At 54.5% G+C, this 14,162-nt stretch carries 12 protein-coding genes and 1 pseudogene; 8 read left to right on the top strand and 5 right to left on the bottom strand.

The features are described from left to right. Positions 1-183 (top strand): annotated as a pseudogene (locus tag C7386_RS12530) (acryloyl-CoA reductase electron transfer subunit beta); the annotation flags it as partial. A 210-nt stretch (positions 184-393) separates the two neighbouring features. Here the strand turns inward: C7386_RS12530 and C7386_RS12525 are convergent. Then, positions 394-633 (bottom strand): hypothetical protein, encoded by a 240-nt coding sequence (locus tag C7386_RS12525; protein WP_110435856.1) that lies wholly within the window; start codon positions 631-633, stop codon positions 394-396. Positions 634-1,714: 1,081 nt separating this feature from the next. Between C7386_RS12525 and rpsO the strand changes: the two genes are divergently transcribed. Then, entirely contained in the window at positions 1,715-1,981 is a 267-nt protein-coding gene (gene rpsO / locus C7386_RS12520) for a 30S ribosomal protein S15 (protein WP_110435855.1), read from the top strand. 246 nt (positions 1,982-2,227) lie between these two features. Then, on the top strand, positions 2,228-4,351 hold the full coding sequence (locus tag C7386_RS12515; RefSeq protein WP_110435854.1) for a polyribonucleotide nucleotidyltransferase: 2,124 nt from the start codon (positions 2,228-2,230) through the stop codon (positions 4,349-4,351). A 56-nt stretch (positions 4,352-4,407) separates the two neighbouring features. Here the strand turns inward: C7386_RS12515 and C7386_RS12510 are convergent, their stop codons facing one another. Further along, positions 4,408-4,611 (bottom strand): helix-turn-helix domain-containing protein, encoded by a 204-nt coding sequence (locus C7386_RS12510; protein ID WP_110435853.1) that lies wholly within the window; start codon positions 4,609-4,611, stop codon positions 4,408-4,410. 654 nt (positions 4,612-5,265) lie between these two features. Between C7386_RS12510 and C7386_RS12505 the strand changes: the two genes are divergently transcribed. Both C7386_RS12505 and C7386_RS12500 read left to right on the top strand, forming a co-directional pair. Then, positions 5,266-6,258 carry a DnaD domain protein gene (locus C7386_RS12505; protein ID WP_116705663.1) on the top strand — a complete coding sequence of 331 codons (993 nt, stop codon included), beginning with the start codon at positions 5,266-5,268 and terminating at the stop codon, positions 6,256-6,258. 3 nt (positions 6,259-6,261) lie between these two features. Beyond that, positions 6,262-7,257 carry an ATP-binding protein gene (locus C7386_RS12500; protein WP_116705662.1) on the top strand — a complete coding sequence of 332 codons (996 nt, stop codon included), beginning with the start codon at positions 6,262-6,264 and terminating at the stop codon, positions 7,255-7,257. Between the two features lie 193 nt (positions 7,258-7,450). Here C7386_RS12500 and C7386_RS12495 read toward each other — a convergent pair whose 3' ends face one another. The 3 genes from C7386_RS12495 to C7386_RS12485 form a co-directional block, all read right to left on the bottom strand. Next, complete coding sequence (locus C7386_RS12495) at positions 7,451-8,113, bottom strand: YczE/YyaS/YitT family protein (RefSeq protein ID WP_110435850.1); 663 nt, start codon at positions 8,111-8,113, stop codon at positions 7,451-7,453. Positions 8,114-8,130: 17 nt separating this feature from the next. Further along, positions 8,131-8,547: a MarR family winged helix-turn-helix transcriptional regulator gene (locus tag C7386_RS12490; protein ID WP_116705661.1), complete on the bottom strand. Its 417-nt coding sequence runs from the start codon at positions 8,545-8,547 to the stop codon at positions 8,131-8,133. Between the two features lie 410 nt (positions 8,548-8,957). Continuing rightward, positions 8,958-9,980, bottom strand: coding sequence for a LacI family DNA-binding transcriptional regulator (locus C7386_RS12485; RefSeq protein WP_116705660.1), 1,023 nt, complete (start codon positions 9,978-9,980; stop codon positions 8,958-8,960). A 307-nt stretch (positions 9,981-10,287) separates the two neighbouring features. On the opposite strand from C7386_RS12485, the gene C7386_RS12475 reads away from it, so the two are divergent. From C7386_RS12475 to C7386_RS12465, 3 genes are all read left to right on the top strand, one after another. Next, positions 10,288-11,949: a solute:sodium symporter family transporter gene (locus C7386_RS12475; protein ID WP_252197077.1), complete on the top strand. Its 1,662-nt coding sequence runs from the start codon at positions 10,288-10,290 to the stop codon at positions 11,947-11,949. Positions 11,950-12,003: 54 nt separating this feature from the next. Then, complete coding sequence (locus C7386_RS12470) at positions 12,004-12,879, top strand: sugar phosphate isomerase/epimerase family protein (protein ID WP_110435845.1); 876 nt, start codon at positions 12,004-12,006, stop codon at positions 12,877-12,879. A 79-nt stretch (positions 12,880-12,958) separates the two neighbouring features. After that, the gene (locus C7386_RS12465) at positions 12,959-13,987 is read left to right on the top strand and encodes a sugar ABC transporter substrate-binding protein (RefSeq protein ID WP_242988274.1); all 1,029 of its coding nucleotides are present in this window, start codon (positions 12,959-12,961) and stop codon (positions 13,985-13,987) included. Positions 13,988-14,162: the final 175 nt, after the last annotated feature.

Genomic DNA, 14,162 nt, shown 5'->3' with positions numbered 1-14,162 from the left:
CTGGGCATTTCCGGTGCTATCCAGCATAAGGCTGGTATGCAGGATTCCGAGTGCATCGTAGCAGTTAACAAGTCTGATTCCGCTCCGATCTTCGACGTAGCTGACTACGGCATCTGCGGCGACCTGTTCAAGGTTGTTCCGATGATGATCGACGCAATCAAGGCTGCTAAGGAGTCCAAGTAATCATCTGATTGCTTTTTGAAGCGCCGTGCTGCCTGCGACCTCCCGGTTTGCGGCGGGTTTTGGAGCCCCGCTTGCAACATCCGCCATGCCCGCGGAAAGCGCAGCACGCTGCTTCTGATTGTATAAGAAAAGCCGCAGAGCAATGCTCTGCGGCTTTTTTCGGCACAAAATAAAGAGAAAGAGCCTGTCTGCGCTGCAGACAGGCTCTTTTCAATCCAGATAATTGCCTACCGGACTCCGGTTGTACTGCTTGATGATACGAATGACTACCGAACCATCCTCCTGCTCCGCCTCGTCTACGATCTTATGTCGCGTGCGGTTGCACTCCAGTGCCTGCTTGTAGTACTCGACTTCCTCGCGCACCAGGCGCACCGCAATACTGTGCTCCAAATCCTCCTTCAGCTGGAAATGCAGGGTCTGACAAATGCACGCCGCCTTAATCCGCTTCATGTCCATTCCTCCTGTTTTGTTGATGAAATACGCAAAAAACAATATACACAGTCGTTTTTACATATTTATTATACTGAAAACAGAATTTTTCCGCAAAGACGGTTTTTCACAAAGTTTGTTGTTCCCTGTTTGTGGAACATCGCCATAGGCACGTAGTTTTGTTTGTGCAGAACAGAAAAAAGACGCACAATGTGCGCCCCTACGGAGAGTTACCGGCATGTTTAGCAGCAATGTATCCGACACTGCGTAAAGGTAGAGAAATGGGAGCACGCTGTGCTCCCCTACAGTAGAAAAAATCCTCTGCCGTTCCCCTATTTCGAAGCGGTCGCCGCTCTCCGATTTTCGCCAGACTAAGAAACAAAGGGAAACGGGAGTTAAGAGGGTAGAAACCGTAGGTGTCTACCCTCTTGCCCACCGCGGCGGGCGCCGCAACGTCCCCGCCGTCCGCAGACGGCGCACTCCCCCGCTGAGGTTCAGCGAAAACTCCCCGCCCGTAAGGGACGAACACGCCCCGCGCAGTTCGCTTGCCCCAGTCAGCCAGTGCAGAAAAACCTTGCCTCAGAAAACAGGTATGCGACCCCGTTTTCCCGTTCGGAAAAAGTACCCCAAAACGAATAAAAACGCGACATCAGGCCGCGCTGCTGCACCGCCCCGTCGCGTTTCTTAGCAATAAATAAAAACGGCAGCGAGCGAGAAGAACTCTCAAGCTCTCCACCGATGATGGTAGTAATTATAGCACTCCGCCTCTTTCCGGACAAGATTCAAATGTGCCAAAATCGCATTTACAATTCGTTCATAATTGTACAATCCGACAATTCCCACAGCAGTATTCCGCAGAAACTGACAACTTATACAAAAACACGCCTGTTTTTTCGTCAAACGCGCGTCTGTTTTTTGAGATTTTATGCTGAAATCCGCGAAAATCGCTTTACAAACGGTCGTTTTCATGGTAATATATATATACTTTCGCCCCGCGCTTAGCTGACGGACAAAGGGAGCGTTCCTATCGCCTCCATTCACCAAGCCGCGGCCCGGCCTGTGGGTGAGTAAAAATCTATTTAACGAAAGGTGAAATACCGACATGATCCGTAAGGAAGACAAGACTGCCGTTATCGAGGCAAACCGTACCCACGCTACCGACACCGGTTCCCCGGAGGTTCAGGTTGCAATCCTGACCGCCCGCATCAAGGAGCTGACCGAGCACCTGAAGGTACACAAGAAGGATAACCACTCTCGCCGCGGTCTGCTGAAGATGGTTGGTCAGCGCCGTTCTATGCTGGCTTACCTGCAGAAGAAGGACATCAACCGTTACCGTGCCCTGATCGCTAAGCTGGGTATCCGTAAGTAAGAAAATGCGAAAATAGGGGAGCAGTCTGCTCCCCTGTTTCTGTATTTTAAGCTGGGCGGCATTATCGCTTTTTAGCAGTTGAAAGAGAGACCAAATCATGCAGAGCATGATTTGGAATTGAAAATGGAAAATAGCGCTCTCCTTGCGCGATACAGTAATTCTCCATTTTCCATTCCGCTTGGTTTTTGTTTCAAGTGCTAAAAAAGCTGCTGCCGCCCTCCCCAAACGATTAAAGGAGGAAACAAAATGGCAAACATCAACCACTTTGACTTCAAAAACTACCGTGTTTTTGAGACCGAGATCGCCGGCCGCAAGCTGACCGTCGAGACCGGCAAGATGGCACAGCTCGCTAACGGCTCCTGCCTGGTTCGCTACGGCGAGACCGCTGTTCTCGTTACCGCTACCGCATCCGCTAAGCCGCGTGACGGCATCGACTTTTTCCCGCTCTCCGTTGACTTTGAGGAGCGTATGTACGCAGTAGGCCGCATTCCCGGCTCGTTCATGCGCCGTGAGGGCCGTCCGTCCGAGAAGGCGATCCTGTCCTCTCGTCAGATCGACCGTCCGATGCGTCCGCTGTTCCCGAAGGACCTGCGCAACGACGTTTCCATCGTCTGCACCGTTCTGGAGAACGACTACGACAACTCTCCGGAGGTAGTTGCTCTGCTGGGCGCTTCCATCGCGGTTTCTATCTCTGATATTCCGTTCGACTACGTTGTAGCCGGCTGCCAGGTTGGCATCGTTGACGGCAAGACCGTTATCAACCCGACCTCCGAGCAGCGCGCTGCTTCCGAGATGGACGTTACCCTGTGCGCTACCAAGGACAAGATCGTTATGATCGAGGCCGGTGCAAAGGAAGTTCCGGAGGACGATATGTTTAACGCCCTCATGGAGGCTCATGAGGAGCTGAAGAAGGTCTGCGCGTTCATCCAGTCCATCAAGGACGAGATCGGCAAGCCGAAGTTCGAGTACGAGCATCATGACATCGACCACGACCTGTTCGACAAGCTCGAGGCAGCCTGCAACGACAAGTTCGAGGTTGCTATGGATACCGATGACAAGACCGTTCGTGACGCCGGCGTGCGCGCTATCGTTGACGAGTTTGAAGCAACTCTGGACGAGGAGTACAAGGAAGAGCATGGCGCTAACCTTGGCGAGTGCGTAGACAAGCTGCAGAAGAAGATCGTTCGCCGCTGGCTGGCAAACGGCAAGCGCGTAGACGGCCGCGGCATGGAAGAGGTTCGTCCGCTGGCTGCCGAGGTTCACGTTCTGCCGCGCGTACACGGTTCCGGCATGTTCACCCGCGGTCAGACTCAGGTTCTGACGCTCTGCACCCTGGGTACTCTGGGCGATGCGCAGGAGCTGGACACCATCTTCGAGGAGAAGGAGAAGCGTTATATCCACCACTACAACTTCCCGTCCTTCTCTGTTGGCGAAACCCGTCCGTCCCGCGGTCCCGGCCGTCGTGAGATTGGTCACGGTGCACTGGCTGAGCGCGCTCTGCTGCCGGTTATCCCGCCGGTAAGCGAGTTCCCGTACGCTCTGCGTCTGGTTTCCGAGGTTATTTCCTCCAACGGCTCCACCTCTCAGGGCTCTGTCTGCGGTTCCACGCTGGCTCTGATGGACGCCGGTGTTCCGATCAAGGCACCGGTTGCCGGTATTTCCTGCGGTCTGATCACCGACGGCGGTCAGGAGACCACCTTCACCGATATTCAGGGCGTTGAGGACTTCTACGGCGATATGGACTTTAAGGTAGCAGGTACCAAGAAGGGCATCACCGCTATTCAGGTCGATATCAAGGTTGACGGTCTGACCCCGAACATCATCAAGCAGGCGTTCGAGAAGTGCCGCGTAGCCCGCTATGGCATTCTGGACGAGATCATGCTCAAGGCTATCCCGCAGCCGCGTGAGGACGTTTCCGACTGGGCACCGAAGATGACCACCATGCACATCAATCCGGACAAGATCCGCGAGGTTATCGGCAAGGGCGGTTCTGTAATCCAGAACATCGTTGCTGAGTCCGGTGCAAAGGTTGACATCGAGGACGACGGTACTGTTACCATCGCTGCTGTTAAGGCAACCGACGCTGACAAGGCGAAGAAGATGATCGAAGCGATCGTCAAGGAGCCGGAGCCGGGCGAAATCTACTACGGCAAGGTTGTCCGCCTGATGAACTTCGGCGCATTCGTAAACCTGCTGCCGGGCAAGGACGGCATGGTTCACATCTCCAAGATGGCTGACCACCGCATCGAGAAGGTTGAGGACGCTGTCAAGGAAGGCGACATGGTTTGGGTTAAGGTCATGGAGATCGACGACAAGGGCCGTGTAAACCTGTCCATGAAGGACGTTAAGCCGGAAGAGAAGATTCTGTAATTGAATCTCGGCTGAAATAGAGAAAAAAGGCTTCGGAGCAGTGCTCCGAAGCCTTTTTATTCATCCGGGATATACTCGATAATGTCCGAAACACTGCAGTTTAAGATAAAGCACAGTGTATCCAGCGTTTTCAGTGTGATTGTTTTACCGTGCTTCATGCGGTGCAGAATATTGGCGGAAAAGCCCTGTTTGTAAATTAAATGGTATTCTGTAACGCCTTTTTCTAAAAGCGTCCGGTAAAACGGAGCGTAACTGATCATGTACGATCACCTCACGCACAACATAACACGACCTAATATATTGACTATGCCCAATATATTGAGTATAATGTGTGTGAGGTGAGCTTATGGCTGAATTTTGTCTGGATTGTCTCAACCGTCTGGAGGGCACCTGCTATACCAAATGGGATGTTTCACTCTCTTGGAGCAAAGATATTTGCGAAGGCTGCAGTCAGCTTCGCCGAACCGTGATTTGCCTGCGTAAGCGGACAATTCGACGGCAATATCTCGGTTTATATGATGATAATCACCGCAAATCACGCAAATAAACCCATATTGACTTTCCCCTTAAAACTACTATAATGAAGATAGAAAAAGAGCGCAGCCGGTTGACGGTTACTCTCTCACGTTTTAGTCAAAAGAAATTGACCGCATACTTGTGAGGTAGGGCGGTCATTTCTTTTTGCTTACTTGAATCAACAAGGACGCGAAAGCGACAAGAAAGGCAAGTAACTGGAACAATTCTCCATACGTTACAACATCGCACTCACCTCCGTCACAGATACTCTGCTAAGGTATGGTGAGAGAATGACCGCGGGCCGTTGTACTGGCTGCGCCGAAAACTGAGGTTTCCCCCGATTTTACCTATAGCCGCACAATTCTTCCCTCTTCAAATGAAGAGGGATTTATGCTATAATGAGGGGTACACCAAAATCCACCGGAAAGAAGGACAAGCCCATGACCTCTGTGCTGCTGCCCGAGGGCGAACTGCGCGTAGCACGCTGCGACATGCTCGACAAGCTGATCGCGGTCGGCGACGGCGATGCGGCGCTGCTGTATCTTTATATCCTGCGGCACGGCGGCACGGACGGCTCCGCTGCAGCGCGCGCCCTGCGTCTGAGCGCCGACCGCTATGAACGTGCGGCATTCACGCTCAACAACCTGATCGCGCCGACGGAAAAAACCAAAGCAGCAACCGACAAATCCGCCGAAGCACCGCGCTACACCGGCGATGAGCTGCGCCGCGCCCGTCTGGACGACCAGACCTTCTCCGGCCTTTGCGACGCAGCAGAGGGCATTACAGGCCGTGCGCTGACCGAGGGTCAGCTGCGCTGTCTGCTGACCATTTACGACTATCTCGGTCTGGACGCAGGCGCAACGATTGAGCTGCTCAGCTATCTGAAAAGCGAAAAGGGCACGGTCCGCACGACCGATCTGCGCCGCGAAGCCAATCAGTGGGCCGATATGGGCATTGTCACCGCGCAGGCGGCCCAGCAGTACCTGACACGCCGCGCGGATGAAAAACCGCTCAGCGAGGCGATCTACCGCGCACTCGGTGCAGATACCGAGCAGCCCGCGCCCAAGGAGCAGCGCGTCTGCCGCTTTGCACTGGCGCACGGCTTCCCTGCCGATGCGGTGGAGCTAGCGGTGCACCGCACCGGTCAAAAGCAGGGACACAAAAGTCTGGATTACACGCTCGGCATTCTGCGCCGATGGGACAATGCGGGCGTACATACGGTCAGCGAAATCACCGCTCTCGAGCCGGAAACCCGCACGTCTGCCGTGTCTGCCGTGCCTGCCGCCGTCGGTCAGACACCCGCACAGCCGACCGACAGCGCCACACTCGCCGCTTGGGAGCAGGACTGGGCTGCACGCGTGCGCAGTCATCGCCGCAACACGGAGGAATAACCTATGGCATACGATAAAAAACTGCTCGCCGCCGCACGGCGCGAGCTGGAACGCGAGCGCACGGCTCACACCGAGGAGCTGGAAGCGCGCCGGCGTGATATTTACACACGCGAGCCGCGTATCCGCGCAATCGACCGCGAACTGAGCACCACAGCAGCGTCCGTTCTGCGGGCCGCAATGGAGTCCGGCGGAGACCCGACTGCTGCAATCGAGAAGCTGCGCGACCGCAATCTCGGTCTGCAGGAGGAACGCGGCAACCTGCTCCAGCAGCTGGGACTTCCCGCCGATTATCTGACAGACAAGCCGCTGTGCCCAAAATGCGGCGACACCGGCTATGCCGGCAGTGCGACCTGCGAGTGCGTCAAGGCGCGCTATGCCAAGCTGCTCAAGGAGCAGCTTTCCTCGGTGCTGCCGATTGCCGACCAGAACTTTGCCAAATTTGACATGAGCTTTTACTCCACCCGCCCGGATGGCCGCAGCGGTATTTCGCCGCGCGAAAATATGGAATATAATCTGGGCGAATGCAAGGCTTATGCCGCAAAATTCGGCAAGGATTCCCCCAATCTGCTGCTGTTTGGCTCGACCGGTCTGGGCAAGACCTTTCTCTCTACCTGCATTGCCGAGGCGGTCTCTGCACGCGGATTTTCCGTGGCCTACGACACCGCCATCAACATTGTGGCCGCGTATGAGACCATCAAATTCGGCTCCGGTGACGGCGAAGCCGCCGCAGAACGCGCTGCACGCTACGAGCGCGCCGATCTGCTCATTATCGACGATATGGGCACCGAAATGGGCACCGCCTTCACGGTTTCCGCGCTGTACAACCTGATCAACAACCGCCTGATGGCTAAGCGCCCCATGATCATCAACACCAACTTGCTGCCGGAAACGCTCAGCGAGAAATACTCGCCTGCCGTGGCCTCCCGCCTGCTCGGCGAGTTCCTGCCGCTGCGGTTCTTCGGCGATGATATCCGGCTGCTGAAAATGCGCAGAACATAAACAAATCCCTCTCTTTTGCGAGAAAGAGAGGGATTTTTAGGTAACACCGCATAATTGAACAAGAGCGATTTGCGAGGAATTTTGCGTGCTGATTAGGCGCGGCTTTGCAGCAATACTTTGTGTATTGCAAAAAGATGCGGCAGCGCGACCGGAGCCTGCGCAAGGAGCCGCAGTTTAATTTTGCGGTGTTGCCTCAGATTTCGGATTGTTTGCCGAGCAGCTTATCGCGCCAGCGACCAAACCGATGCGTAATCATGCGCAGCTCGATACCGACAAGCAGCGCCGCGATAACCGTACCAATACCAACGCTGCCCAGTCCGTGCAGGAAGATCAGGCAGGTGATGAGCGAAATAATGACCATGGACACATCAAACGCGATCTTGACGGTCGGGAACGGCTTGCCGGTCAGCGTGGAGATGGCCAGCATAGCGCCTTCACCGGCCAGCGGCATAATGTCCGCCGGAACGTAGAAAAAGATGCCGATTGCAACGAAAACAGTGGCAATCCAGCACATCAGCAAACGGATAATCAGGTTGTCCGTCGATGGAAACATCGCCGCGAGCGTGTTGCAGGTGGTCGTGAATGCGCCGAACACCATGCCGACCGGAATCTGCAGCAGGTTTTTGCATTCAAAGCGGCGGCGCATCAGCAGCATTTGCAGGATGACCAGAATAACGTGGAAAATGACGGTCGCAACACCCATCTCAATGCCCCAGACACAGGTCATGGTGTATGGGATGGAGCTGACCGGCGACACACCGAGATTGGACTTGACCGACAGTGCAATGCCGATAGTCATGACGAAGAAGCCGCCGAAGTAATACAGCAGCCGAATACCGAGTTTAGAGCCTTTCATGCCTATTTTATCCCCTTTTAGTGGTTTAGATTGTGATAAATACGCTCGAGCAGGGTCTGTACCTGCTGCATCTCCTGCGGTGAGAAGCCGCGCAGCGCCTCCTCTTCTGCGGCTGCAAAGATAGCATTCAAGCGACGGCACTGCTCCCGGCCGAGGTCGGTCAGACGGACATACACCGTACGGCGGTTTTCGTCGCGTGTACTGCGTTCGAGCAGTCCGGCGCGTTCCATTCCCCCGAGGATGGTAGAAAGCGAGGACGGCTCGATATGGCAGCCCTTGGCGATATCCTTTTGCATGGCGCCGTCGTGATCCTGCAGGAAATCCAGCACTTTTGGCTGTCCAGTGGTCAGACCGAGCGGTTTGATGCGCGACATGACAAGTTTCTGCAGCATGGCATGGTCAGCCATGAGCAGGTAATGGGTGGAAAATTCCATTGCGTTCTCCTTTGTTCTAATTCAAACGGTTAGCTTTCTAATTATATGCCTATGAGTTTGGATTGTCAAATTGCATTTTTATACTCTTTGTTATCTTTTCTTTCTATATTATAAATTACTTATTGTTATATTATTATTAGTTATAACTTTACGCTGTTTCCTTAACGATTCTGCGCCTGCGCGGCGCAGGCGTACAAGAGGGTAGCTGCCAAGGTTTCTTACTCCGAATTTTGAAGCATTTTCGGTTTCAGAAATCCTGCAGATTCTGCAAAATACCGTAGTTTTCCCGAAACAAGTGTATACTAAAAATGTTCGTTTATTATTGATAAAATAAAACAGGAGCGTATAGCTTGAAATTGCTATACGCTCTTTTTATGGTCTTGCAATCTATTTGAAAAAAGCATGAGTTTTTACACATTTCCGCGGAATTTAATCGTAATATCCGTCATATTCATGCGCACTCTGGGGAACTGGTGGCGCTCGAGGTAGTCGTAGAGCAGGCGGATCGGGAGCGTGCCCTGTGTTTTGACGTCCTGCCCGATGATAAAATCGACCGTACCGTTTTTGACCATTTTGATGTTGCCCTCGGTGATGTCGTGAACGACGATGTGCAGCTTTTCGCTGCGGTGTGCAGCGTGCACGGCGCGGTAAACGCCCTCCCGTCCCGCAGAGGTCAGATAGATGCCGCGCAGCTCGCTGTCCGACTGAATGGCGCGCATAGCGATGCGCTCGGAAAGGCTTTCATCGAGGAACGAGCATTCCGGGTGCAAAACCCGGATATCCGGAAAACTCTCCGCCATTTCGGTGCTGAAGCCGGTAAAACGCTGCGAGTCGGCATAATGTCCGCTGCGCTGACCCAGAATCGGCAGCACGCTGCCGTGCCCCTGCATGACCATGCCGAGCAGCGCGGCGGCGGCACGGCCGCTCGCGATGTTGTCCGCGCCGACATAGGCGATGCGGTTCGCGTCGGTGATATCCGTGTTGAGCGTCACGACAGGGATGCCCTGCTGCTCGCTGAGTGTGTTGATTTTGTCGCGCACGAGCGTGTTCGCGAGCGGCATAAGCGCGAGGCCGTCGATGTGCTCGGTCGTCACCAGCTCATCGATCAGCGTCAGCTGATGCTGCACATCCATGTCCTGCATCGCGCGCACGATGACCGTGATGTTTGGGAGAAGCTCACGCTCGGAAAAGCTCTCGAACAGCTCGCACAGCATCTGCACGAAGGGCGAATGGCCGGAGTGGAGCACCACGCCGATCTTCCACTGCTGCGTCTGCTGCATGACGAGGCGGTTGGAGATATAACCCATTTCACGCGCCGTCGCACGGATGCGCTCCGCGACCTCCTCACGCACACCTTCCTTGTGGTGCAGGGCGCGGTCCACCGTGCCGCGCGACACGCCGCACCGGTCTGCGATCTGCTGCATCGTTACCATAAAATCACTCTCCTGCGTTCTCTGTACTTATACTATATCATAAAACACAGCCGTGCGCCAGATGTTACATCTGCACGAAAATGTTGTGCTGCACATTGCCTGTGATACAATGATAGCGCTCTTTTTGTGTATAATACCATAAATACTTGCGACTTTAATATGCATAATCACGAGATAATGCACGAATAAATGATAGTGCGCCCGAGCTATTGCAACCGGAAATCCGCTGTGATATTCTATGATTGTCAAGTGAACAAGGCCGTTCACGAAACCGAAAAATTCCCCAAAAGAGAGTGAGAGAAACAAAATGTCATTTTTCAGTTCCATGATCTGGATCGCGCTGAGCTTCCTGTTTTTCACCGTCATGGTGGCAGTCATTTCAGCGTGGAAGACCAGAGATGACAAGCTCGACACCGCCGAGGGCTACTTCCTCGCGGGGCGCGGACTGCCGGGTATTGTCATTGCAGGCTCGCTGTTGCTGACCAACCTGTCCGCAGAACAGCTTGTCGGCACAAACGGTCAGGGCTGGGCTTCCAATATGAGTCCGATCGGCTGGGAGGTTGGTGCACTGTTCACGCTGTTTGCACTGGCATTGTGGTTCCTGCCGACCTACCTTAAAATGGGCACGACCACCATCCCGCAGCTGATGGAGGCACGCTTCGGCCGCGGCACCAAGCTGATGTTCTCGTTCGTCATCGTTGTGATGTACTCCATCCTCAATCTGCCGGTCATCCTTTACTCCGGTGCAGTTGTATTTGAGAATATCTTCGATATTTCCGGTATCTTCGGCATCAGCAAGTTCACAGCAGTTGCGATTCTGTGTGTCGTCATCGGTATTATCGGCGGCTGCTACGCCATCTTCGGCGGTTTGAAGGCGGTTGCCGTATCCGACACAATCAACGGTATCGGCCTTATCATCGGCGGTCTGATGATCCCGTTCCTCGCGCTGGCGCTGCTGGGTCACGAGACCACCGGCGGCGGTCTGGTAGAAGGTGTCAAGTACCTCGTACAAGCCGAACCCGAAAAGCTCAACGCATGGGCTTCGTGGGATGCTGCTGAACCGGCTCTGCCGTGGCCGCTCATCTTCACGGGCATGTTCTTCAACAACCTGTACTGGTGGTGCACGAATCAGTCCTTTGTACAGCGCGCACTCGCCGCAAAGAGCCTGAAGGAAGGTCAGAAGGGCGCAATTTACTGCGGCTTCCTCAAGACCATCGGTTTCTTCTATCTGGTACTGCCGGGCGTTATCGCCTACCACCTGCCGTCCATTCAGGACAAGCTGGCGGCGGCCGGTTCCTCCGCGATCGACTTCGCTTATCCGGCACTGGTTTCCGCCGTTGTTCCCAAGCCGGTCATGGGCTTCTTCGCCGCTGTTCTGTTCGGCGCGATCCTGTCCTCGTTTAACTCGGTGCTCAACTCCGCATCGACCATGTTTACCCTCGACCTGTACCGCACCGCCATCAATCCGAAGGCTTCGGATATGCAGTGTGTCAAGGTCGGCAAGATCTACGGCACCTGCGCCGGTGCAGTCGCTATCTGCGTGGCACCGTTCGTTATGTTCGCACAGGGCATCACGACCTTCCTCAACTCTATGAGCCAGTTCGTTTCCCTGCCGATTCTGTTCACCGTACTCGGCGCACTCATCTTCCGCAAGGCACCGAAGTACGCACCCAAGGTCATTACCGCTGTTCACGTTATCGCCTATGGCGCGTTTATGATCCTCAAGCCCTGCTACCCCACCTCGGGTGAGCCGATTCATTATCTGTACGCCATCGCTGTGCTGTTCGTCGTGGAATTTGCCATCATGTGGTATCTGAACAAGTACCGCGGCACAGAGGACTATGTTCCGGCCGATGTCGGCGCAGTCGATCTGACCCCGTGGAAGTATCGCCATATCGTATGTATCATCGGTATCATTCTGGCGATCGGCATCTACATTCTGTTTTCGCCCATCGGCATTGCCGCATGAGTAGAATAAAGTCTAAGCAACAACCTCATTGAGAAAAGAAAAGGAGAAATTACTATGAAACTCGGATTTAACGAAGCAAACGACCGTTTTTGTGCCAACCACAGTGTTATGATGGACCTCGAGCTGTGTGAGAAGTACGGCTTCGACTGCATCGACATTCAGTCGGAATGCCTGAACCGCGACCTCGAAGCCGGCAAGATCACCCTCGAGGAGATGGGCGCCTGGTTCCAGAGCCACCATCTGAAGATGCTCTCCTACAATGCGCTGTGCTTCTTCAACATGAAGCAGACGCAGGAGGAAAAGGACGCCGTGATGGCTGAGCTGGACGAGATCATCCGCCGCTGCAACATCCTCGGCTGCAAGATGATCGTTGTCGTACCGAGCAAGGACATGAAGGAGCGCGGCCTGACCCCGACCCGCAAGGAAATCCGCGAGGATGCAGTTGCTGTTCTCAAGGAAATGGTCAAGAAGTGCGAGCCGCACGGCATCCGCCTGAGCCTTGAGTTCTGCGGCGAGCCGTCCATGACCATCAACCGCTTCGAGGACGCTTACGCAATCGTTGAGGAAGTAAACAGCCCGCTGGTTGGTGTAACGCTCGATCAGTACCACTTCTACGCAATGGGCTCCGGCTGGGATACCCTCGAAAAGGCGGACGGCAAGAAGATTTTCGTATGGCACCTGAACGGCACCGAGGATATGCCCTGCGGCGCTTACTACAACAACGACGAGAAGCGTCTGTGGCCGGGTGCCGAGGGCGACTGCCTGCCGCATGCACGCTACGCTGATACGCTCAAGAAGATCGGCTTTGACGGCGACTGCTGCACCATCGAGATCTTCCGTCCGGCATACTATGAGATGTCGCAGGAGGAGAACGTAAAGAAGTCCGCAGAAGTCACCCGTGCACACGTTGAAAAATACGCACAGTTCTAATATCGTAAAATCAGCAGTATCTCACAGCATATTCCCCAGCATTTATCACATTTTTTTGATCTGTAAAGGAGAATTTATTATGAGCTATCTGAAGAAAATCGGCGCACTGTTTGTTTCCTCCGCATTGATGGCATCCATGCTCGCAGGCTGCGGCTCGTCCTCCGATTCCACTGGCGGCAACGGCTCTCAGGCCGAGGGCGGCGACGGCAATTACAACATTTCCATCGTGTTCAAGACCACCTCGAACGAATACACCCAGTACATGATGGCAGGCGCGGAAAAGGCCGCCGCTGAAACCGGCGCAGTGCTCGATATGAAGGGCGCGACCTCGGAAACCGCCTATGACGAGCAGCAGAACATGATCGAAACCGATCTGCACGCCAACAAGTATGACGCGATGATTATCGCACCGCTGCAGGGCGATATGGCTTCCACGCTGGTAAGCGGCACGGATATGCCCATCTTCGCAATCGACACGGACTTTAATGCACCGGAGAAGATTTCGTTTATCGGCATCGGCCAGAAGGATGCAGCGGCAAGCGGCGGCGAGAAGGCCGTGGAAGCGGCCAAGGCAGCAGGCTGGGACAAGATCGAAGCAGCGTATATCGCAGGTGTTCAGGGCGACTCCACCGCAGATGCACGCCGCACCGGTTTCCAGGAGGGCATTGACGGCGCAGGCGGCACGTTCCTCGCAGACGAGGTACAGTATGCTGATGCGGTAGCGGACAAGGCAACCGTGTGCATGGAGGGCATCATGCAGAGCCATCCGGAAGGTCTGGCAATCATCGCCTGCCACAATGACGACTGCGCGATCGCGGCAGCGCGTGCAGCAGCGAACAATCCGGCATACGCTAAGACCATCTTCATCGGCTTTGACGGCAATATTACCGCAGCACAGTCCATCCTCGATGGCGGCGAAACCATGACCGTTGCACAGAGCGGCTACGATCAGGGCTATCAGGCGGTTAAGACCGTTGTGGCACATCTGAACGGCGAAAAGGTAGACAGCTTTGTTGACTGCGGCACCAAGGTCATCGACAGCACCACCGCCGAGGACTACATGGCAACCCTCAAGAGCCAGATGGACGGCAAGGCAGTTGCACAGTAAACCGTAATACCATGCGATGCACTTGCGGCAGTAAGTGCATCGCATCTATTAAAAAATCACGTTTCTATAAGGAGAGAAAACCAATGGGCATTTTGAAAATTGGCGTTGTAGGCTGCGGCCGAATCGGCAAGCTGCACATCAACAACCTGATCAACTCCGTACCGGGCGTTCAGGT

Origin of the sequence: Agathobaculum butyriciproducens (assembly GCA_003096535.1) — a bacterium.
In the GTDB taxonomy this organism is placed as follows: Bacteria; Bacillota; Clostridia; order Oscillospirales; family Butyricicoccaceae; genus Agathobaculum; species Agathobaculum butyriciproducens.
This window is presented reverse-complemented; position numbering and strand designations above follow the sequence as displayed.

What these genes read in the sequence shown, in the direction of transcription:
- C7386_RS12525 (WP_110435856.1), bottom strand. Translation starts at nt 633, where the DNA reads ATGAAGCGGATTAAGGCGGCGTGCATTTGTCAGACCCTGCATTTCCAG.
- rpsO (WP_110435855.1), top strand. Translation starts at nt 1,715, where the DNA reads ATGATCCGTAAGGAAGACAAGACTGCCGTTATCGAGGCAAACCGTACC.
- C7386_RS12515 (WP_110435854.1), top strand. Translation starts at nt 2,228, where the DNA reads ATGGCAAACATCAACCACTTTGACTTCAAAAACTACCGTGTTTTTGAG.
- C7386_RS12510 (WP_110435853.1), bottom strand. Translation starts at nt 4,611, where the DNA reads ATGATCAGTTACGCTCCGTTTTACCGGACGCTTTTAGAAAAAGGCGTT.
- C7386_RS12505 (WP_116705663.1), top strand. Translation starts at nt 5,266, where the DNA reads ATGAGGGGTACACCAAAATCCACCGGAAAGAAGGACAAGCCCATGACC.
- C7386_RS12500 (WP_116705662.1), top strand. Translation starts at nt 6,262, where the DNA reads ATGGCATACGATAAAAAACTGCTCGCCGCCGCACGGCGCGAGCTGGAA.
- C7386_RS12495 (WP_110435850.1), bottom strand. Translation starts at nt 8,113, where the DNA reads ATGAAAGGCTCTAAACTCGGTATTCGGCTGCTGTATTACTTCGGCGGC.
- C7386_RS12490 (WP_116705661.1), bottom strand. Translation starts at nt 8,547, where the DNA reads ATGGAATTTTCCACCCATTACCTGCTCATGGCTGACCATGCCATGCTG.
- C7386_RS12485 (WP_116705660.1), bottom strand. Translation starts at nt 9,980, where the DNA reads ATGGTAACGATGCAGCAGATCGCAGACCGGTGCGGCGTGTCGCGCGGC.
- C7386_RS12475 (WP_252197077.1), top strand. Translation starts at nt 10,288, where the DNA reads ATGTCATTTTTCAGTTCCATGATCTGGATCGCGCTGAGCTTCCTGTTT.
- C7386_RS12470 (WP_110435845.1), top strand. Translation starts at nt 12,004, where the DNA reads ATGAAACTCGGATTTAACGAAGCAAACGACCGTTTTTGTGCCAACCAC.
- C7386_RS12465 (WP_242988274.1), top strand. Translation starts at nt 12,959, where the DNA reads ATGAGCTATCTGAAGAAAATCGGCGCACTGTTTGTTTCCTCCGCATTG.